This is a genomic window from Stenotrophomonas sp. Steno-Z2 (assembly GCF_056393235.1).
Map to the genome: position 1 here is coordinate 22,572 of NZ_JBWJOY010000012.1, position 20,276 is coordinate 42,847.

Annotated in this window: 14 protein-coding genes; 8 read left to right on the forward strand and 6 right to left on the reverse strand. The window is 69.1% G+C overall.

The genetic code is table 11. The annotated features are described in order from the left end of the window. Position 1 precedes the first annotated feature (1 nt). From AC06FP_RS16300 to AC06FP_RS16310, 3 genes are all read right to left on the reverse strand, one after another. The gene (locus tag AC06FP_RS16300) at positions 2–1,585 is read right to left on the reverse strand and encodes an EAL domain-containing protein (protein WP_478076257.1); all 1,584 of its coding nucleotides are present in this window, start codon (positions 1,583–1,585) and stop codon (positions 2–4) included. Positions 1,586–1,995: 410 nt separating this feature from the next. Beyond that, complete coding sequence (locus tag AC06FP_RS16305) at positions 1,996–3,351, reverse strand: ABC transporter substrate-binding protein (protein WP_456116258.1); 1,356 nt, start codon at positions 3,349–3,351, stop codon at positions 1,996–1,998. A 116-nt stretch (positions 3,352–3,467) separates the two neighbouring features. Then, positions 3,468–4,613, reverse strand: coding sequence for a PPC domain-containing protein (locus tag AC06FP_RS16310; protein WP_478076258.1), 1,146 nt, complete (start codon positions 4,611–4,613; stop codon positions 3,468–3,470). A gap of 166 nt (positions 4,614–4,779) precedes the next feature. On the opposite strand from AC06FP_RS16310, the gene prfB reads away from it, so the two are divergent. The 4 genes from prfB to AC06FP_RS16330 all read left to right on the forward strand — a co-directional run bounded on the left by prfB (position 4,780) and on the right by AC06FP_RS16330 (position 10,959). Then, positions 4,780–5,905 (forward strand): peptide chain release factor 2 gene (gene prfB, locus AC06FP_RS16315; RefSeq protein ID WP_456116256.1). Its coding sequence is split into 2 segments (ribosomal slippage): positions 4,780–4,854 and positions 4,856–5,905, totalling 1,125 coding nucleotides; the frame shifts between segments, so codons are not numbered across the junction. A gap of 107 nt (positions 5,906–6,012) precedes the next feature. Beyond that, on the forward strand, positions 6,013–7,530 hold the full coding sequence (gene lysS, locus AC06FP_RS16320; RefSeq protein WP_478076259.1) for a lysine--tRNA ligase: 1,518 nt from the start codon (positions 6,013–6,015) through the stop codon (positions 7,528–7,530). Between the two features lie 194 nt (positions 7,531–7,724). Continuing rightward, entirely contained in the window at positions 7,725–8,786 is a 1,062-nt protein-coding gene (gene rpfG, locus AC06FP_RS16325) for a cyclic di-GMP phosphodiesterase response regulator RpfG (RefSeq protein ID WP_478076260.1), read from the forward strand. Position 8,787: 1 nt separating this feature from the next. Continuing rightward, a complete protein-coding gene (locus tag AC06FP_RS16330) occupies positions 8,788–10,959 on the forward strand; it encodes a response regulator (RefSeq protein WP_478076261.1) in 2,172 nt (723 codons plus the stop codon). Positions 10,960–10,983: 24 nt separating this feature from the next. Here the strand turns inward: AC06FP_RS16330 and AC06FP_RS16335 are convergent, their stop codons facing one another. Both AC06FP_RS16335 and AC06FP_RS16340 read right to left on the reverse strand, forming a co-directional pair. Next, the gene (locus AC06FP_RS16335; protein WP_478076262.1) at positions 10,984–11,859 is read right to left on the reverse strand and encodes a crotonase/enoyl-CoA hydratase family protein; all 876 of its coding nucleotides are present in this window, start codon (positions 11,857–11,859) and stop codon (positions 10,984–10,986) included. Between the two features lie 158 nt (positions 11,860–12,017). Then, positions 12,018–13,700, reverse strand: coding sequence for a long-chain fatty acid--CoA ligase (locus AC06FP_RS16340; protein ID WP_478076263.1), 1,683 nt, complete (start codon positions 13,698–13,700; stop codon positions 12,018–12,020). Between the two features lie 106 nt (positions 13,701–13,806). Between AC06FP_RS16340 and AC06FP_RS16345 the strand changes: the two genes are divergently transcribed. Both AC06FP_RS16345 and AC06FP_RS16350 read left to right on the forward strand, forming a co-directional pair. After that, on the forward strand, positions 13,807–14,250 hold the full coding sequence (locus AC06FP_RS16345; protein WP_478076264.1) for a Cif family virulence factor: 444 nt from the start codon (positions 13,807–13,809) through the stop codon (positions 14,248–14,250). 391 nt (positions 14,251–14,641) lie between these two features. Continuing rightward, on the forward strand, positions 14,642–15,340 hold the full coding sequence (locus AC06FP_RS16350; RefSeq protein WP_456116249.1) for a YiaD family glycine zipper/OmpA-like lipoprotein: 699 nt from the start codon (positions 14,642–14,644) through the stop codon (positions 15,338–15,340). A gap of 371 nt (positions 15,341–15,711) precedes the next feature. On the opposite strand, the gene AC06FP_RS16355 is transcribed toward AC06FP_RS16350, so the two are convergent. Next, positions 15,712–16,722 (reverse strand): GGDEF domain-containing protein, encoded by a 1,011-nt coding sequence (locus AC06FP_RS16355; RefSeq protein ID WP_478076265.1) that lies wholly within the window; start codon positions 16,720–16,722, stop codon positions 15,712–15,714. A 224-nt stretch (positions 16,723–16,946) separates the two neighbouring features. Here AC06FP_RS16355 and AC06FP_RS16360 point away from each other — a divergent pair, with 224 nt between their 5' ends. Beyond that, complete coding sequence (locus tag AC06FP_RS16360; protein ID WP_478076266.1) at positions 16,947–19,430, forward strand: S9 family peptidase; 2,484 nt, start codon at positions 16,947–16,949, stop codon at positions 19,428–19,430. A 473-nt stretch (positions 19,431–19,903) separates the two neighbouring features. Further along, a complete protein-coding gene (locus AC06FP_RS16365) occupies positions 19,904–20,173 on the forward strand; it encodes a hypothetical protein (protein WP_456116246.1) in 270 nt (89 codons plus the stop codon). The last annotated feature ends 103 nt before the right edge of the window (positions 20,174–20,276 follow it).

Here is a 20,276-nt window from a genome sequence, read left to right on the forward strand (position 1 = left end):
TTCAGTCGCCGCGCTGCGCCAGCCGCGCCAGCAGTTCCTCCATCGGCATCGAGCGGGCGTAGAGCCAGCCCTGGGCGTACTGCACGCCGCGCCCGCGCAGGTGGTCGGCCTGCGCCTGGGTCTCGACGCCTTCGGCGACGGTCCCGGTGCCGAGCGATCCGGCCATCTCGATGATGTGGTCGATGATGTTGCGGGTGACCGAGCCGGTGCCGATCGAATCGACGAAGGACTTGTCGATCTTCAGGTAGTCGAAGCGGAGCTGGGCAAGGTGCGACAGGCTGGAATAGCCGGTGCCGAAATCGTCGATGGCGATGCTGATGCCGGCCTGGTGCAGGGCATTGATGGCGGCGCTGGCGTTGTCCGCGTCCATGCACACCATCTCGGTGATCTCGATGATGAGGTTGCCGGGCGTGGCGCCGACGCGCGCCAGGGCCTGCCGCAGGCGCGCCAGGATATCGGCGGGGTCGCCCAGGTCATTGGCGCTGAAGTTCAGCGCCAGGTGGAACGCAGGATGCCGCGCGAACAGCGGCGCGGCATCGCGTTCGAGCAGCTGGATCAGCCGGTTGCGCAGTTCCGGCGCCATCCCGTTCTTTTCCGCGATCGGGACGAAGATGCCCGGGCCGATGAGCTCGCCGGTGGGGCGCCGCCAGCGCATCAGCGCCTCGGCGCCCACCCAGCGGCCGGAGGCGAGCTCCACCACCGGCTGGTATTCCAGGAACAGCTCGTTGCCCTTGAGCGCGCGGCGCAGCTGCGCGCGCAGCGAACTGCTGCGCTTGATGCTGCGCGCCATCAGGCTGGCCAGGAACACGCCCAGCGCCAGGCCGATGCCGCCCAGGAGCAGGGACGCCTTGATCCAGCTCTTCTCCCAGGTGCCGTAGGGCAGGGCGGCGAACACGGTGTAGGCGCCGATCCGCGAGTGTTCCCAGGCCACCAGGTGGCCGGCCTGGACGAAGAAGCCCGAATCGCCGGAATCGACCCGGCCCAGCCAGCGCGGATCGAAATCGCCGCGCTGCGCCAGCACGGTGTCGGTGACGCCATGCCCGATCACCGCCACCTGCCAGGGCTGGTCGGTGGGAATGATGTTGAGCACGGCGTTCTCGTGGGTGAACAGGGTCAGGCCGCTGGCCGGGTCGGTGGCCGCGACCAGGGTGGTGTCCATGGCGTCGTGCAGGCGGACACCGCGCCGCAGCCAATAGCCGTTGCGGCTCATGAACCCGGGTTGTCCCAGCGGCCGGTCCTGCGGCCCGAAGCTGGAGCAGCGCAGCCGGCCGTCGCGCACGTAGCCGACGTCGGCCAGCATGTCCGAGCGCAGCAGCGTTTCGCGCATCAACGCGATGCCGGCCGGGGTGCACGGGTCGCCCTGCTTCAGCGGGGCCAGCGTGGCCAGGCCCCTGCGCATCTGGATGCCCACGGCGTCGGTGCGCAGCACCACCTGGCGGGTCATCAGCGCGGCGATTTCCTGGAAGCCGCCCAGGCTCTCCCGGTAGGCGAACAGCAGCGCGGCGGCCGTCGGCAGCGCGATGACCAGCGCCATCGTCAGCGACAACAGCGGCGGTCGGCGTTTCCTGTGTTCCAGCAGGGTCATGCGGCGAGGTATCCGGCGCTGTCCGTGGTGCCATTCGGGGACGGCTTGGAAAACGCGGCACGCGGACGCCGGGCACTCCTCCCCTGCGATACCGGGCGCTTCCCTGCGCGTGGCCTGGCCCCTGGTGCCCGGGTGGTGCGGCAGCAGTCGAACAGGCCGGGCCGGGCATCCCCATGCCAGCCGCGGCCCATCGGGGCCGCGACGGGAGCTTCGGGTGAAGAGTCCGTGAAGGCGACCTGCCGCCGAATGTAGACCAGGAACCTGCCGGGTACCAGCGCGGCGGCGTCGGGCCAAGGGGCAAGTGAGAACGCAAGCGGCGGGGCCGGTTCCGGCCCCGCCGCGCATGTTGCCGGGAATGCCGGCCAGCAAAGCCGGCTGTCGCCAGCCGGCTTTGCCGCCTGCCGCGGCGCTTAGCGGCGGCGGACCAGCAGCCGGTAGCCGCCGGCGGCGGACGAGTCGAAGCTGTGCGCCATCAGCACGTAGCGGCCGGCTTCCAGCTCGACTTCCAGGTGCGGATCCAGGCTGTTGTCGCTGTCGTCCTGCGAGGCGACCTCCTGGCCGTCGCGCATCAGGGTGACCATGCCGTCCAGGCCGTTGATGCCGGTCATGCTGATGACGTAGCGGCCCTTGCGCGGGATCTCCAGCGTGTACAGGCTGCGCGAGCCGGCGACCAGCTGGCCGCTGGTTTCGCGGCCCAGGGCCAGGACCGGCCGGGTCGGGCCGTCCGGCGCCGGCGCGGTGCTGGTGGCGAGCTGGAAGATGCCGCCGCGGCCGTTCACCGAACGCACCGAGACGTTGTATTCGCCCGGGTCCAGGACCTGCGACAGGCGCGCGTTGACCCCGCCGCCGCCATCGTCGTCGCTGAGCACGATGTCGCCGCCCTGCACGGTCAGCAGGGGGTCGATGTCGCGGCTGCTGGCGTCGAACTGCACGCGGCGGCGTTCCGGCAGGGTGAACACGAAGCTGCGGGTGCCGTCGGCATTGATGAAGCCGCTGGCCGTGGCGTCGATGGGCAGCGCCTGGCCGTCCTCGAACACCAGCCCCTCCGGGAAGTCGGCCTGTTCCACGCCCAGGTAGAACGCGCCGCCACCGGCGCTCTGGTCGATGCCGCGGGCGCTCACCGTATAGCGGCCCGGCTGCAGCGGGGTCACCAGGCGCGAATTGGTGTTGTTGCCGCCATCGTCGTCTTCCAGCTCCACGCCTTCGCCGCTCAGTGCCAGCACGGTGTCGAACGCGTCCGATTCCAGGTTGAGGGTGTACAGGCCCGGCTTGTCCACCTGCAGCACGTACTCCTGGCGCGCATTGGCCAGCCAGTCGGTGATGCGCTTGCCGGCGGCCAGCGGCTTGCCGTCATAGGCGACGATCGGGGTGGCGGTCAGGTGGAACGGGCCGAACGCGCTGGCATCGGCGCCGCTGACCGCGACCAGGTACTGGCCGGCCTTGTCGGCGCGCACGCTGAGCTGGCCGTTGTCGCTGCAGTTGCAGTTGGAGCCGGTACGGCCGACCAGCTGATCGCGGTGGAACACGGCGAGCGTGCCGTTGAGCGGGCCTTCCAGCTTCAGCGAGACCGCCTGGCCGGCGGCCAGCTGCAGACTGAACAACTGGCTGCGGCTGCCGTCGCTGTAGTTCAGCGCGGTGGCGGAGGTGATTTCGCCCGAGGTCTCGCCGTTGCTGGCGAGCGGACGGGCGGCGGGGGCGGCGTGAACGGGGGAATTCAGGCCGGCGGCGATGGCAAGGGTCAGCAATCCTGCTGCAAATCGTTTCACTGTGGTTCTTCCTGGGTTGGAACAGGGGCGGCCGCCACCGCACGCGGGGCATGCGAACGGACAGGGGGCGGGCCAGGGGACTCCGGCCGACGGGGCGTGCCGCCGGCCGGAAGCGCTCAGTTTGCCGCTTCCGCCGCGGCGGCTGCGGCGTCGGCCGCCGCGTCGGCGGCATCCTTGCGGTTGCTGTTGGCGGGGGCGGCCATGTCGCCCCCGAGGTCGGTGGTTTCCAGTTCGAACACGCCCTGCTGGCTGCCAAAGCTGGACACGGTCACGGTGTAGCGGCCCGGCCCCATCTGCAGGGTCAGGCGGGCATTGGTGCCGTTGCCGCCGTCATCGTCCTCGGCATCGATGCCGGGGCCGTTGATGCGCAGCACCGAGTCGAAGTTGTCGGCGAGGGCGTCGAACTGCAGGTGGCGCGCGCTGTCCAAGTTGAGCACGAAGCTGCGGCGGCCGCGCGAATCGACCATGCCCTGCACGGTCTGGCCGATGGTCAGGGCGCTGCCGTCGCGGATGACCAGGTCCTTGTCGACCGGGGCCAGGCCGACCTTGAGCTTGAACGAGCCGGTGCCGCCGTTCAGCGACGAGGCGGCGATGGTGTAGTCGCCCGGCTCCAGGTAGGCGCGGATGCGCGCGTTGAGGTTGCCGCCGCTGTCGTCGTCCTCGATGTCGACGCCGCGGCCGGTCAGGTGCAGGTAGGCGTCCAGCGCGCCCGAATCCATGCCGATGGTGTAGATGCCGGCCTTGTCCACCTTAAGCTTGTAGTCCTGCTTTTCGCCCATCAGCCAGTCGATGGCCTCGCTGTCGGCGCCCAGCGGCTTGCCGTCGTACGGGGTGACCGCGCTGCTCTTGAGCTTGAACGGCCCGAACGAATCCGAGCCGGCGCTGTTCACCGCCACCAGGTAGGTGCCGTCCTTCGGCGCCTTGAACGCCAGGCTGACGCTGCCCGGGCCTTCGCCCTCCTGGCCGCGCGCAGAGGCGGTGGCCAGCAGGCTCTGGCCGTCGAACACCGACAGCTGGCCGTTGAGCGATCCGCCCAGTTCCAGGGCCACGGCCTGGCCGTTCTTGAGGGTGACCCGGTAACCCTGGTGGCGGCTGCCGTCGTTGTAGTTCAGGCGGCTGGACGAGGTGATTTCACCGGAGACGCTGTCGCCCACGGCAAGGCTGGGGGTGTTGTCGCCACCACCGCTACCCAGCTTCTGGCAGGCGGCCAGGGCCAGGGTGAGGGAGAGGGCGGCGAACAGGCGGGTGGGGCGTGTGTTCAAGCGAGAAGTCCTTGTCGGTTGAAAGGGCCGCGCGGGGCGCGGCTGGCCGGGATTCTAACGGCAAGCGCCGGCCGTACCGTGAACCATGCCGGCTTCCGCGCGCCGCCGACGGCGGCGGTGCGCGATGCTAGAATTGCCGGCTTGTCTGCACCTGCATGGACCGACCATGATCGAACTGAATCCCGTCCGCCAGCGAATCGCCGATCTTACCGATCGTGTGGTCTCGCTCAGGGGGTATCTTTGACTACGACGCCAAGAAAGAGCGTCTTGAGGAAGTAACCCGGGAGCTGGAAAGCCCCGACGTCTGGAACAACGCCGAGTACGCGCAGAACCTGGGCCGCGAACGCGCCAGCCTGGAGAAGACCGTGCTCGGCATCGCCACCGTGCTCGACGGCATGGCCGAGTGCGGCGAGCTGCTGGACCTGGCCGAGAGCGAGCAGGACGAGGACACCGCGCTGGCCGTGGTCGCCGACCTGGACAAGTACCAGGCCCAGATCGAGAAGCTGGAATTCCAGCGCATGTTCTCCGGGCAGATGGATTCGGCCAACGCCTTCGTCGACATCCAGGCCGGCGCCGGCGGCACCGAGGCCCAGGACTGGGCCGAGATCCTGCTGCGCATGTACCTGCGCTGGGCCGAGAGCCGCGGCTGGAAGACCGAGCTGCTGGAAGTCTCCGGCGGCGAAGTGGCCGGCATCAAGTCGGCGACCTTCCGCGTGGAAGGCGACTTCGCCTACGGCTGGCTGAAGACCGAGATCGGCGTGCACCGCCTGGTGCGCAAGAGCCCGTTCGACTCGGACAACCGCCGCCACACCAGCTTCACCTCGGTGTTCGTGTCGCCGGAAGTGGATGACAACATCGACATCCAGATCAACCCGGCCGACCTGAAGACCGACGTGTACCGCTCCTCGGGCGCCGGCGGCCAGCACGTGAACAAGACCGAGTCGGCCGTGCGCATCACCCACGTCCCCAGCGGCGTGGTGGTGGCCTGCCAGACCGAGCGCAGCCAGCACGCCAACCGCGACCGCGCGATGAAGATGCTGGCCGCCAAGCTGTACGAGCTGGAAATCCAGAAGCGCAACGCCGAGAAGGACGCGGTGGAAGCCACCAAGTCCGACATCGGCTGGGGCAGCCAGATCCGCAACTACGTGCTGGACCAGAGCCGCATCAAGGACCTGCGCACCGGCATCGAGCGCAGCGACACGCAGAAGGTGCTCGACGGCGACCTGGACGAGTTCGTCGAGGCCAGCCTCAAGTCCGGCCTGGAAGCCGGCTCCAAACGCATCGACGCGTAAGGACCGCGCGTGGCCGCCCCCGGCGGCCGCGCCCGTTCGCCCTCCCGCCCGCCCATCGGCATGATGGCCGGGCCTGTTTCCTCCCCCGCAACCACCAAGCCAACGCCATGAACGACCAGACCTCCGCGCCGCAGCCCCCCGTCGACGAGAACAGCCTCATCGCCGAGCGCCGCGCGAAACTCACGGCGCTGCGCGGGCAGGGGATCGCCTACCCGAACGACTTCCGCCGCGAACACTTCGCCGGCGCGCTGCAGGCCGAGTTCGCCGACGCCGATACCTGGACCGCCGAGGCGCTGGAAGCTTCCGGCCGCAGCGTGAAGATGGCAGGCCGGCTGATGGCCAAGCGCATCATGGGCAAGGCCAGCTTCGCCCAGATCCAGGACGAATCCGGCCGCATCCAGCTGTTCCTGCAGGCCACCGCGCTGGACGAGGCCTATGCCGCGTTCAAGGGCTGGGACGTGGGCGACATCATCGCCGTCGAAGGCGGCCTGACCCGCACCAGGACCGGCGAGCTGTCGGTCAAGGTCACCGGCCTGCGCCTGCTGACCAAGTCGCTGCGCCCGCTGCCGGACAAGTGGCATGGCCTGGCCGACGTCGAGCAGCGCTACCGCCAGCGCTACGTGGACCTGATCGTGACCCCGGAGTCGCGCGAGGTGTTCGTCAAGCGCTCGCGAATCATCCGCGCCATGCGCGCCTGGCTGGACGCGCGCGACTTCCTCGAGGTCGAGACGCCGATGATGCATTACATCCCCGGCGGCGCCACCGCCAAGCCGTTCACCACCCACCACAACGCGCTGGACCTGGACCTGTACCTGCGCGTGGCGCCGGAGCTGTACCTCAAGCGCCTGGTGGTCGGCGGCCTGGAGCGCGTGTACGAGATCAACCGCAATTTCCGCAACGAGGGCGTGAGCACCCGCCACAACCCGGAATTCACCATGATGGAGCTGTACGAGGCCTACGCCACGTACAACGAGGTCATGGACCTGACCGAAGGCGTGATCCGCGACGTGGCGCAGCAGGTGCTGGGCACCACCACCGTGGAGTGGGACGGCGCGGTCATCGACCTGGGCCCGGCCTTCCGCCGCTGGCGCATGGACGAGGCGGTGCGCCACCACAACCCGGAGATCAGCGCCGCCGACTGCACCGACCGCGATGCGCTGCTGCGCCACTGCGAGCGGCTGAAGATCAAGGTCAAGCCGTCCTGGGGCTGGGGCAAGCTGCTGCTGGAGATCTTCGAGGCCACGGTCGAACACACCCTGGTGCAGCCGACCTTCATCACCGACCACCCGGTGGAGGTATCGCCGCTGGCGCGCGCCAGCGACACCGAGCCGGGCTACACCGACCGCTTCGAGCTGTTCATCAACGGCAAGGAAATCGCCAACGGCTTCTCCGAGCTGAACGATCCGGAGGACCAGGCCGCGCGTTTCCAGGCGCAGGTGGAGGCCAAGCAGGGCGGCGACGACGAGGCCATGCACTACGACTCGGACTACATCCGCGCGCTGGAATACGGCATGGCGCCGACCGGCGGCCTGGGCATCGGCATCGACCGCCTGGTGATGATGCTGACCGGCCGCGCCTCGATCCGCGACGTGCTGCTGTTCCCGTACATGCGCCCGGAAAACTGACCGCCGGCCACGCCTGTCCGGCGCGCCGTGCGCCGGTTTCGGGGTACGCCCGGGCGCCGGCGTATTGCAGGGCCGGCGCATGCAGTTGATGATGCGATGTCCGCCGGACCGCGCCCGCAGGGGCCGGTGAGGAGGCGCGGCGTGCCGGGAGCCTCCCTTCCCGGCAACAGCGGTTTCATCGGACAGACAGTCACATGCGCTTGGAAATCGTCATCGTCGACGACCAGACATCGGCCCGCAGCATGGTGCGGCATGTGCTGGAAGACATCTCGCCGGAGCTCGGCGTGCACGACTTCGCCGATCCGCTGGAGGCGCTGGCCTGGTGCCAGTCGCACGAGACCGACCTGCTGCTGCTGGATTACCGCATGCCGAACATGGACGGCCTGGAGTTCGCGCAGCGCTTCCGGCGCCTGCCGGGCAACCGCGACGTGCCCATCGTGCTGATCACCGTGGTCGGCGATGAGCCGCTGCGGCAGAGCGCGCTGGAGGCCGGGGTCATCGACTTCCTGGTCAAGCCGATCCGCCCGCGCGAACTGCGCGCGCGCTGCAACAACCTGCTGCAGCTGCGCCGCCACAGCCAGAGCGTGCGCCAGCGCGCGCTGTCGCTGGAACAGCGGCTGCTGGCCAGCATGCACGAGGTCGAGGAGCGCGAGCGCGAGACCCTGTCGCGGCTGGCGCGGGCCATCGAGTACCGCGACGCGGGCACCAGCGCCTTCCTCGAGCGCATGGCCCACGTCGCCGGGCTGATCGCCGACGAACTCGGCCTGCCCGCCGAGGAGGTGCGCACCATCGAGATGGCCGCGCCGCTGCACGACATGGGCAAGATCGCCATCCCCGACGCCATCCTGCTCAAGTCCGGCAGGCTGGACGAGGAGGAGATGGCGGTCATGCGCCGCCACCCGCGCATCGGCCACGAACTGCTCAGCGGCAGCAACAACCGCTTCATCCAGATGGGCGCGACCATCGCCCTGCGCCACCACGAGCGTTTCGACGGCAGCGGCTACCCCGACGGCCTGGTGGGCGAGGCGATCCCGCTGGAGGCGCGCATCGTCGCGGTGGCCGACGTGTTCGACGCGCTGCTCTCGCCACGCCCCTACAAGGAGGCCTGGTCGATGGACGCCGCGCTGGCCTATCTCTACGCCCAGCGCGGGCGCCTGTTCTGCCCGCGCTGCGTCGACGCGCTGCTGCAGGCGCGCGAACGGCTGGAAGAGGTCTGCGCGCGCTACTCGGCCGCCTTCCCGAGACCGGAAGCCTGAGATGACGAGCGCCTTCGCCTGGCTCCGGCAGCGCCTGCGGCAACGCGGGGACAGCGAGCACGCGCAGGCGCTGGTGCGCATCGTGATGATCGCGCTGATCCTGTGCTACGTGCTGCTGTCGGCCGGGCGCTGGGACCTGCCGCCGGCGCAGCTGCGGCTGGTGATCACCCTGATCCTGATCGCGCAGGGGCTGTCGCTGGCGCTGATGGGCTGGCTGCTGTGGAAGCCCGGGCGCTCGGACCTGCGCCGCATCCTCGGCATGGTCGACGACTACGCGCTGATGTCCGCGGCGATGAGCACCATCGGCGAGCCGATGGCCTGCATCTACGTGGTGGTGATGTGGGTGACCGTCGGCAACGGCATGCGCTTCGGCAACCGCTACCTGATGCTCGCCGTGGCCATGGCCACCGCCAGTTTCGGCATCACCCTGGCGCTGAGCGAATACTGGCAGCGCAACCTGGGCTTGGGCATCGGCCTGCTGGTCGGGCTGGCGGCGATCCCGCTGTATTTCTCCAGCCTGCTGCGGCAGCTGACCGAGGCCATGGCCGAGGCGCGCCGCGCCAGCGACGCCAAGAGCCGCTTCCTGGCCAACATGAGCCATGAGTTCCGCACGCCGCTCAACGGCCTGTCGGGCATGACCGAACTGCTGGCCACCACCCGCCTGGACGAGGAACAGCGCGAGTGCCTGGGCACGATCCAGGCGTCGGCGCGCACCCTGCTGGCGCTGGTGGAGGAGGTGCTGGACATCTCCGCCATCGAGGCCGGCAAGCTGCGCATCAACGCCCAGGATTTCTCGCTGGCCGAACTGATCCAGTCGATCGGCCTGATCCTGGCGCCGCAGGCGCGCGCCAAGCGGCTGGACTACCGCGTGTTCGTCGAAGCCGGCGTGCCCGATGGCCTGCACGGCGACCTGGGCCACCTGCGCCAGATCCTGCTCAACCTGGCCGGCAACGCGGTCAAGTTCACCGACCATGGACGGGTCGAGATCCGCGTGTCGGCGAGCCCGTCCGAGGGCGGGCCGCTGCGGCTGCGCTTCGAGATCCTGGACACCGGCATCGGCGTGGCGCCGTCGCTGCGGCCGCGGCTGTTCGACGCCTTCGAGCAGGCCGATGTTTCCATGGCCCGGCGCCACGAGGGCACCGGCCTGGGCACGGCGATCGCCAAGGGCCTGGCCCAGGCGATGGGCGGTGAGATCGGCTACCGCGAGAACCTGCCGGCCGGCAGCTGCTTCTGGGTGGAACTGCCGCTGGGCCGTGCCGCGGCGCCCGCTGCCGCCGAGGGCGAGCCGGCGGGTACGGAAGCGGCGCCCGGCGAGGACCCGGGCAACGTCATCGCCTTCAGCGATCCGTTCCGCCGCCACCGCGCGCGCGTGCGCAGCCTGGACATCCTGGTCGCCGACGACCACGAGGCCAACCGCATGGTGCTGCAGCGGCTGCTGCAGAAGGCCGGGCACCGGGTCACCTGCGTGCACGGCGCCGAGGAAGCGCTGGACGCCATGGCCGCGCGCGAGTTCGACGTGGCCATCACCGACCTGCACATGCCCGGCATGAGCGGCCTGGACCTGCTGCGGCAGCTACGGGTGATGCAGGCCGGCGGCGGCCCGCGCACGCCGGTGGTGATCCTCAGCGCCGACGTCACGCCCGATGCCATCCAGCGCTGCAACCAGGCCGGCGCGCACGCCTTCATGGCCAAGCCGGTGGTCGCGGCCAGGCTGCTGGAAACCATGGCCGACATCGCCAGCGGCGCGGCCGCCGGCAGCCGCGACATGGCCGCGGTGATTCCCACCGTGGCCGATGCCGACGCCGTGCTCGACACCGGGGTGCTGGACGAATTGACCGCGCTGGGCATGGGCAGGGGCTTCGAGCGCGAGTTCGTGCGCCAGTGCCTGGAAGACCTGGAAAGCGGCATCGATGCCTTGCCCGGCGATGCGCAGGGCGAGGACTGGGCGCGGTTGCGCGAGCACGCCCACGCGATCAAGGGCGTGGCCGCCAACCTGGGGTTGCTGAAAGTCGCCCGGCAGGGGGGAGAGTTGATGCGCATGGCCGACTGGCAACTCAAGGGCGAATGGAAACCGCTGCACGCGCGCATCGGTGCCGCGCTGCAGGAGGGCCGCCAGGCGCTGGACGCGCGCGCCCGTGGGCGCGCGCAATCGCACGACGACGTGACCGGCTGAGTTCCATCGCCGCCCCGGTCCGGCTCAAGCCCGCACCTGGCCGCTGCGGCGGGTCTGCGCCTTGACCAGCCGGTCCATGGTGCGCAGCGACTTTTCGTCCAGCGCCAGCGCCGCATCGACCCAGACCCGGGTGATGTCCAGCAGTTCCTGGTAATCGACCCGGTTGGAGATGCCGCGCACCGCGTTCATCGCCAGGTACGACTGCGGGATGCGCTGCTGCTGGCGGATCAGCTCGTTCACCGCCTGCTCGCCCTGGCCGCGCGGCACCAGGATGTCGACCACGCCCATGGCGTGCATTTCCTCGGCCGAATGCACGCGGCCTTCCAGGATGATGCGCTCGGCCAGCTGCGGCGACACGCGGCGGCTGAGGAAGTTGTAGGCGCCCATGCCCGGAAACAGGCCGAACAGCACTTCAGGCAGGCCCATGCCCACGCCTTCCTCGGCGACGATGGTGTGGCAGGACAGGGCCATTTCCAGGCCGCCGCCGAGCGCGTCGCCCTGCAGCAGGGCGATGGTGCGGAAGCTGCCGTCCAGGCCGGCATGGAAACGGTACACGCCGTCGATGCAGCTGCGCGCGTAGCGCAGCAGGCCGTCGCCGTCGCGGGCGCGGATCAGGGCGGAGAACACGTCCAGGTCGCCGCCAAGGTTGAATGCATCGGCGGCCGACGCCAGCACCAGGTGGCGCAGGCGGTCGGGCCGGGCCTGCGGGTTGCCGGTGATGCCGTCCAGGTAGGCATGCATCTCGGTCATCAGCGGCTTGCGGAAGCAGGGACGCACGCCGGGGCCGGCGTCGGCATGCATGTGCAGCCAGTGCACGTCGCCGGCCGCATCGTCGTGCACGCGGATGGTGGAGTAGGGGGTGGCGGGGGTGCCGATTGGCAGCAGTTCGATCGCACTCATGGGCTGGGTCCTTGCAGGAGGCCCGCGGAATCGGAAGCGTGGGCGGCGGGCCGGACGCTGGCACTCCGCGATCCTACACGCGGTACCGGCCCTGCGAATGCGCGAAGGCCCCGCCGGGGCCGGCGGGGCCTTCGTCGGGACCGCTGGACAGGCCGGCTTCAGCCTGCCGGCGGCGCGTCGCGCAGCTCGCGGCGCAGGATCTTGCCGACGTTGGTCTTGGGCAGCTCCTTGCGGAATTCGACGATGCGCGGGTGCTTGTATCCGGTCAGGTTGGCGCGGGCGAACTCCTTGACCTGTTCCTCGGTGAGGTTCGGGTCCTTCTTTACGATGACCACCTTGACCACCTCGCCGGACTTCTCGTTCGGCACGCCGACCGCGGCCACTTCCAGCACGCCCGGCATCATCGCGATCACGTCCTCGACCTCGTTCGGGTACACGTTGAAGCCGGACACCAGGATCATGTCCTTCTTGCGGTCGACGATGTAGAAGAAGCCCTTCTCGTCCATGCGCGCCATGTCGCCGGTGTGCAGCCAGCCTTCGGCGTCCATCGCCTTGGCGGTTTCGTCCGGGCGGTGCCAGTAGCCCTTCATCACCTGCGGGCCGCGGATGCACAGCTCGCCGACCTCACCGGTGGCGACCCTGTTGCCGTCGTCGTCCTTCACGCAGGCGTCGGTGGAGGGGATGGGCAGGCCGATGGCGCCGTTGTACTCGGCCAGGTCCAGCGGGTTGATGCAGGCCGCCGGCGAGGTCTCGGTCAGGCCGTAGGCCTCCACCAGGGTGGTGCCGGTGATCTTCTTCCAGCGCTCGGCCACGGCGCGCTGCACCGCCATGCCGCCGCCCAGGGTGACCTTGAGCGCGGAGAAATCCACGTCCTCGAAGCCGGGCGTGTTGAGCAGGCCGTTGAACAGCGTGTTGACGCCGGTGATGGCGGTGAAACGGTTGTTGCGCAGTTCCTTGACGAAGCCCTTCATGTCGCGCGGGTTGGTGATCAGGTGGTTCAGGCCGCCGAGCTTCATGAAGACCAGGCCGTTGGCCGTCAGCGCGAAGATGTGGTACAGCGGCAGCGCGGTGATGATCACTTCCTCGCCCGGCTTGACGCCCGAGGCCGAGATCCACGCCGAGGCCTGCTGCATGTTCGCCACCAGGTTGCGGTGGGTCAGCATGGCGCCCTTGGCTACGCCGGTGGTGCCGCCGGTGTACTGCAGGAAGGCGATGTCGTCGTGGCTGATCTCCACCGGCGGCAGCGCATGGCGCGCGCCCAGCCGCAGCGCCTCGCGGAAGCGGACGGCGCCCTTGATGCGGTAGTCGGGCACCATCTTCTTCACGTACTTGAGCACGAAGTTGACGATCGCGCCCTTGGGGAAGCCGAGCATGTCGCCCAGGCCGGTGGTGACCACCTGTTTGACCGGCGTGTCGGCGATGACCTGCTGCACGGTGTCGCCGAAGTTGTCCACCACCACCAGCACCGAGGCGCCGGCGTCGACCAGCTGGTGCTTGAGTTCGCGGGCGGTGTAGAGCGGGTTGACGTTCACCACGGTCAGGCCGGCGCGCAGGATGCCGAAGGTGGCGATCGGGTACTGCAGGCAGTTGGGCATCATCACTGCCACGCGGTCGCCCTTCTTCAGCTGCAGCTCGCCCAGCAGGTAGGAGGCGAACCGGGTCACCAGCGCGTCGGCTTCGCCGTAGGTCAGCACCTTGCCGAAATTGGAGTAGGCCGGACGATCACGGAACTTGGCCACGGAGGCATCGAACACCGCGGCCACGGAGCGGAATTCATCGACGTCGATCTCGGCCGGCACGCCGGCGGGATAACTCTGCAGCCAGGGACGTTCCTGATTCATCTTCCCCTCCAGGAAATGGTTGTGGTCTAGTTGGTATGAGCGGCCGTCCGGCGATGGCGGCCGTGACCGCAGCATACCGTCCAGAATGGAAAAGGCGAAGGGAGCGATGATCCGAACAGCCCTCAACTGCGCGCGTACTGCGTTGATCGTGTTGGCCCTGGCCGCCTGCGCGCGGCAGGCGCCCGAACAGCGCCTGCGCCAGGCCGTGGCGCAGATGCAGGAAGCGGTGGAGCAGGGCAGGCCCAAGGCCTTCATGGCGCACGTGGCCGAGGATTTCATCGGCAACGACGCCCTGGACCGCGACGGGCTGGACCGGCTGCTGCGCGGCCAGCTGCTGCTCAACGCCAGGGTCGGCGTTCGCACCGGCCCGCTGCAGGTAGAGATGGGGCAGGGAGATACCGCCACGGTCCGCTTCACCGTGCTGCTGACCGGCGGCGACGGCCGCTTCCTGCCCGAGCGCGGCCAGCTGCAGCAGGTGGCCAGCCAGTGGCGGATGGTCGACGACCAGTGGCGGCTCTACAGCGCCAGTTGGTCGCCCGCCGTGGAGTAAGCGCCGTCCTGATGAGCCTTTCTCTCCAGTCGGGGCAAGAGGAGAGCGTGCGATCGTCGGTCCGCCCCACTTCGACGCCACGGTGCAAGGTCCGGGGCCGAGGCGGTGAGGGCAATCCAGTCGACGGGAGTCGCGTTCCCGATCGCCTTCGCGGACCCGTGCGCCATCCCATGTCTTCCCCGTGCGCCTCCAGGGATCGGCATGCCTTTTCCGCCGTACCCGGACACGGTCGGTTCCCCGGCACGCCCTGTCGCCGCCGGTTCTGTCCTTGGACAGCTACCTGAATGGAGCCCCGGCCGCGGGCGGTTTCGTCATGCGCCACTCGCGCCGGGCTGTTTATCCTGCCGGCGCAATCCACGCCGGCCTGCCCGGCCCCTACAGGAGATTCCCGATGAGCACCCGCACCGTTATCCGCAACCTTTCCATTGGCGTGGTGGCCGCCGCCGTGCTGTCGGCGTGTGCCACCGGTGGTTCCTATGTGCAGAGCGACCCGTACGGCAACCCGACCCAGCAGCAGAACCGCACCGGCAAGGGCGCGCTGATCGGCACCGCCATCGGCGTGGCCGCCGGCCTGCTCAGCGGCGACAACGCCACCGAGCGCCGCCAGCGCGCGATGGTCGGCGCCGGCATCGGCGCGCTGTCCGGCGCGGCCATCGGCAACTACCAGGACCGCCAGGAGCGCGCCCTGCGCGAGCGTACCGCCAACACCGGCATCGACGTGCAGCGCCAGGGCGACAACATCACCCTGAACCTGCCCGACGGCATCACCTTCGATTTCAACAAGACCACGCTCAAGCCGCAGTTCTACGGCGCCCTCAACGGTGTGGCCTCGACCCTGGCCGAATACAACCAGACCATGATCGAAGTGGTCGGCCATACCGACAGCATCGGCACCGACGCGGTCAACAACCGCATCTCCAAGGAACGCGCCGACGCCGTGGCCGCCTACCTCACCGCGCAGGGCGTGCAGCGCGAGCGCATCGAGACCCTGGGCGCCGGCAAGAACTACCCGGTCGCCAGCAACGACACCGAAGCCGGCCGCGCGCAGAACCGCCGCGTCGAGATCCGCGTGATCCCGCTGCGTTCGTGATCCATCGGTAGTTCCGACCTGGAAAGAGCCGCGCAAGCGGCTCTTTTCTTGTCTGCAACAGGCGTTCTCCATAGGAGCGGCTTCAGCCGCGAAGGGGCCTTCGCCGGGAAAGCCCCATCGCGGCTGAAGCCGCTCCTGCAACGGCGACGAGGCGGCCGCGCGCAGAACCGCCGCGTCGAGAGATCCGTGTGATCCCGCTGCGTTCGTGATCCATCCGTAGTTCCGGTCTTGAAAGAGCAGCGCAGGCGGCTCTTTCTTTGTGTGCTGGAGCCCGTAGAAGCGCACTGTAGGAGCGCACTTCAGTGCGCGATGGGGCTTTCCCGGTAGAGCCCTCGTGCACTGAGGTGCGCTCCTACACTGCGGGCATTGCCTCAGGCCAGATCGTCAGCGATCACCACGCTGTTGCGGCCGTTGCCCTTGGCCAGGTACAGCGCCGCGTCGGCGCGCGAGAACCAGTCCTGCCAGTACTGCTCGCCGGCGTACATCGCCGCGCCCAGCGAGATGGTGATGCCGCCGCCGGGGCCGTGCAGCGACTGCTGCACCGCTTCGCGCACCCGTTCGGTGAAACTGGCCAGCGCGTCGCGGTTGCCGGCCTCGGCCAGGATCACGAACTCCTCGCCGCCGAAGCGGAATACCTTGTCCTGTTCGCGCAGCTCCATCCGCAGGATCGCCGCCAGTTCGACCAGCGCGTTGTCGCCGGCGGTATGGCCATAGCGGTCGTTGACGTCCTTGAAGTGGTCGATATCCAGGATCACCAGCGCATGCCGGAAGCGGCCATGGCGGGCGCTGCCGATCTGCTGCACCAGGGTTTTTTCCAGCGCGCGGCGGTTGGGCAGGCCGGTGAGCTCGTCCAGCGAGGCCAGCAGCTCCAGCCGTGTACGGTCGCCCTGCAGGCGCCGCGAGAAACGGAAGCCGAAGCCCAGGATCAGCGCGATCACCACCAGCGCCTGCGTATCCAGCGCGGGCGTGCGCAGCACGCCGGGCATCGCCAGCAGGCCGGCCACCATCAGCAGGTTCGCCGGCGTGGCGATGCGGTTGTGCACCAGGAAGAAGTTGATCATCAGCACCAGCAGCGACCAGGGCAGGGCGCGGTGGCCCAGCTCGCCGGCGGCCAGCAGGCAGCCGGCCACGTTCGCCAGGCACAGCAGCAGCCCGGCGCTGGAAAGCCGGGGCGCCTGGCGGTGGCTCAGCCAGGTCGCCAGCGCCGCCGGCGCCGCGCAGGCCAGCGCGGCCAGCATCTGCAGCGGCAGCCGCTGCCAGGCCAGCCAGCCGGCGAGCGCCAGCAGCGCCAATGTGGCGACCGGCGCGATGGTGCGCAGCGGCACGCTGCGCAGTTCGCGCGGCAGCGAGGGAATCGTCGGAGGTCCGGCGGTGGGTTTCATGGCGTTGGCAACATAGCAAGCAAGACGGCAATCATTCCTTCACCCAGTGCCCATCTTGGGCATGCATGTGGCGGGCCGCCGGCAACGCTCCCCGCGCCGGTGGCGGCATGGACCGGCGTGCGGCCACCCCTTGCTTATGGCCCATCCGCCGGCCGCGGCCGCGGTGCTAGATTCGGCCGCTACCGGCTTCCGTGCCGGCGTCCTTCCAGCGCATGAGGGAAACCATGAGCGTCCGTTGCACTGCCTGGTCCGCGGTACTCGCCGCGACCGCCACCACCTTGCTGGTCAGCATGCCCGCGCATGCCGAATACGCCAAGCCGCCGGCCGAACTGCTGAAGGTGCTGACCGCGCCGCCGCCGCCGATGCCCAGCGTCGACCCCACCGGCAGGCGCCTGCTGCTGACCACCAGCCAGACCTATCCGTCCATCGCCCGCGTCGCCCAGCCCTACCTCAAGCTGGCCGGCCTGCGCCTGGAGCCGAAGAACCGCAGCCGCCACGACACACCGGGTGGCTACGGTATCCCCGCCTGCGTGGCCGATTTCACCCTGGTGGACATCGCCAGCGGCAGGGAAACCCGCGTGCCGCTGCCCAAGGATGCCTGCGCCGGTACCGCGCTATGGTCGCCGGACGGCCAGCGCTTCGCCTTCCAGAACGTGGTCGCCGATTCGGTGCAGCTGTGGGTGGGCGACGCCGCCAGCGGCCAGGTCCGGCAGGTCCCGGGCGCGCGCCTGAACCCCATGTTCGGCAGCACCGTGCAGTGGCTGGACGGCGGCGAGCGCCTGCTGGTCAAGCTGGTGCCGGCCAACCAGGGGCCGGCGCCGGCGGGTGACGACGTGTACGGCCCGGACGTGCAGGAATCGCTCGGCGCCAAGGGCGAGAGCAGCACCTATGAAACCCGCGACACCCTGGCCAGCGAGCACGACGAACGCCTGTTCGCCTATTACGGCCAGTCGCAGCTGGCGGTGGTCGAGGCCGCCTCCGGCAAGGTAAGCCCGGTCGGCGCGCCACAGCTGTACAACGGCGTCAACGGCGCGCCCGATGGCGTGCACGTGCTTACCCAGACGCTCAAGCCGCCGTTCTCGCACGCGGTCACCTACCAGCGTTTCGCCTACGACGTGGACGTGCTGGATGTGGCCACCGGCAGGAGCGTGCGCATCGCCTCGCTGCCGCTGGCCGAGCGCGTGCCGGTGCACGGCGTGCCGGAAGGCCCGCGCGATTTCGACTGGCGCGCCACCGACCCGGCCACCCTGGTCTGGGCCGAGGCGCTGGACAAGGGCGACTGGAACGTCAGCGTGCCGCAGCGCGACCGGCTGATGCTGCTGTCCGCGCCGTTCACCGCCGCGCCGCGCGAGATCGCCCGCACCACCCAGCGCTACGCCGGCTTCGACTGGACCACGCAGCCGCAGCGCAGCTTCCTCAACGAGTACGACGAGAACCGCCATTGGCGCCAGACCCGCATCGTCGACATCGACGACCCGAAGCAGGAAGCGCGCCTGTTGTGGGACCTGTCCAGCGACGAGCTGTACGGCGATCCGGGCAGCTTCGTCTACCAGCGCCTGCCCAGCGGCGCGGTGGTGGTGCGCGAGGAGGACGGCAAGGTGTTCCTGCGCGGGCAGGGCAGCTCGCCGCAGGGCGACCGCCCGTTCCTCGACCGCCTGGACCTGGCCACGCTCAGGAGCGAGCGCCTGTTCCGCAGCGCCGCCGATGCCTACGACCAGTTCCTCGGTTTCACCGCCGAATCGGGCCGCTACCTCACCTGGCATCAGTCGGTGATCGACCCGCCGAATGCGTGGCTGCGAGAGCTGGGCGCGCGCGACGCCGCGGCCAGGGAAGGCGAAGCGCAGTACGCCGCCGAAGGCCGCCAGCTGACCCGCGTCGCCGACCCCACCCCGGAAGTGCGGCAGATCCAGAAGCGCCTGGTCACCTACAAGCGCGCCGATGGCATCGACCTGTCCTTCACCCTGTACACCCCGCCGGGCTACAAGGAAGGCCAGCGCCTGCCGGCGATCCTGTACGCCTATCCGGCCGACTTCGCCAACAGCGCGCAGGCCGGGCAGGTGTCCGGCTCGCAGCAGACCTTCACCCGCCTGGCGCCATACCGGCTGATGCTGCTGGCCGGCTACGCCATCATCGACAACGCCTCGTTCCCGATCGTCGGCGATCCGAAGAGCGCCTACGACACCTATCTGGATCAGCTCACCGCCGATGCCAGGGCCGCGGTGGACAAGGCGGTGGAACTGGGCGTGGTGGACCGCAACCGCATCGGCGTCACCGGCCACAGCCACGGCGGCCTGATGACCGCCAACCTGATCGCCCACACCGACCTGTTCAAGGCCGGCGTGGCTACCAGCGGCTCGTACAACAAGACCTTCACTCCGTTCGGCTTCCAGAACGAGCGCCGCTCGGTGTGGCAGGCGCAGGACGTGTACCTGAAGGCTTCGCCGTATTTCTACGCCGACAGGATCAAGCTGCCGCTGCTGCTGGTGCACGGCGAGGATGACGCCAACCCCGGCACCGAACCGTTCCAGTCGCGCAAGCTGTACCAGGCCATCCGCGGCAACGGCGGCACCACCCGCCTGGTGATGCTGCCGCACGAACCGCACTGGTACACCGCGCTGGAATCCAACGAACAACTGGTGGCCGAAATGCTGGCCTGGTTCGACCGCTACGTGAAGAACGCACCGGCGCAGGCGCCGTCTGCGAAGTGAGCAGCGGGTGAGTCGATCGCGTATCGAGGGAGCCCGCGCAAGCGGGCTTCTTCTTTTTCCAAGAGGGTGATCTCGATCCGCGCAGCACCGCGTGTTGCAATCATGTACGGGAACCAGTCCGACCCTGTACGCGTCGAAGAGGCCGGCATGGCGTTCCTCGTGGCGAGCTGAAAGGGCGGATGAACTGGACGGAGTGGAAGAAGTCCCGGGCGTCCAATCGATGTATGAAAATCTCACTCTGGGTGCTCGACTGCTCGCTTTGCGCTGCAAGCAGAAAACCCTCAGACAGGTTCGTGACAGCCGATCAGGATGCTGCGAGTTCTTCGAATGAAGGCGGGATCAACGCAGGAATTGCCAACGCGTTGCCGCATCTTCACGGTGCATCGACGTGCGCCAACATCAGCTGAAGGCGCAGTCGTTGCTTCTGCAAAAAGGCCGCTATATTCCAAGCTCCCCGACGAAGGAGGAGTGGAATGATTCTGAGCAAACAACATCTGAAGACCTTGGGCATGCTGGGTGTCGCGACCGTCGCCACCTTGAGCCTGGGTGCCTGTGCGACCTACAAGGACGAGTTCGCGAACATCAACACCCGCCTGGATCAACTGGACGCGAGGGTGCAGGGCGCGGCCCAGAGCGCCGAGTCCGCCAACCAGTCCGCGCAGCGGGCCAACCAGCGCCTGGACCAGATCGAAGGCCGCGTCCAGCAGCTTGAAACCGCGCCGCGCCGCGCCGCGCGTGGCTGACCGCCCGCGCGGTGGGCGATGAGCACCTGAACCAGGAATCCGGTGGCCCTTGCGGGCCACTGGTTTCTTCCATCGCACAGCGTTCGTTGCAGAGGAGTTTTCC

Excerpts from the sequence above, each read along its gene's own strand:
- AC06FP_RS16350 (WP_456116249.1), top strand. The coding sequence starts at position 14,642 with ATGAGCACCCGCACCGTTATCCGCAACCTTTCCATTGGCGTGGTGGCC.
- AC06FP_RS16335 (WP_478076262.1), bottom strand. The coding sequence starts at position 11,859 with ATGAGTGCGATCGAACTGCTGCCAATCGGCACCCCCGCCACCCCCTAC.
- AC06FP_RS16360 (WP_478076266.1), top strand. The coding sequence starts at position 16,947 with ATGAGCGTCCGTTGCACTGCCTGGTCCGCGGTACTCGCCGCGACCGCC.
- rpfG (WP_478076260.1), top strand. The coding sequence starts at position 7,725 with ATGCGCTTGGAAATCGTCATCGTCGACGACCAGACATCGGCCCGCAGC.
- AC06FP_RS16300 (WP_478076257.1), bottom strand. The coding sequence starts at position 1,585 with ATGACCCTGCTGGAACACAGGAAACGCCGACCGCCGCTGTTGTCGCTG.
- AC06FP_RS16355 (WP_478076265.1), bottom strand. The coding sequence starts at position 16,722 with ATGAAACCCACCGCCGGACCTCCGACGATTCCCTCGCTGCCGCGCGAA.
- AC06FP_RS16340 (WP_478076263.1), bottom strand. The coding sequence starts at position 13,700 with ATGAATCAGGAACGTCCCTGGCTGCAGAGTTATCCCGCCGGCGTGCCG.
- AC06FP_RS16365 (WP_456116246.1), top strand. The coding sequence starts at position 19,904 with ATGATTCTGAGCAAACAACATCTGAAGACCTTGGGCATGCTGGGTGTC.
- AC06FP_RS16330 (WP_478076261.1), top strand. The coding sequence starts at position 8,788 with ATGACGAGCGCCTTCGCCTGGCTCCGGCAGCGCCTGCGGCAACGCGGG.
- AC06FP_RS16345 (WP_478076264.1), top strand. The coding sequence starts at position 13,807 with ATGATCCGAACAGCCCTCAACTGCGCGCGTACTGCGTTGATCGTGTTG.
- lysS (WP_478076259.1), top strand. The coding sequence starts at position 6,013 with ATGAACGACCAGACCTCCGCGCCGCAGCCCCCCGTCGACGAGAACAGC.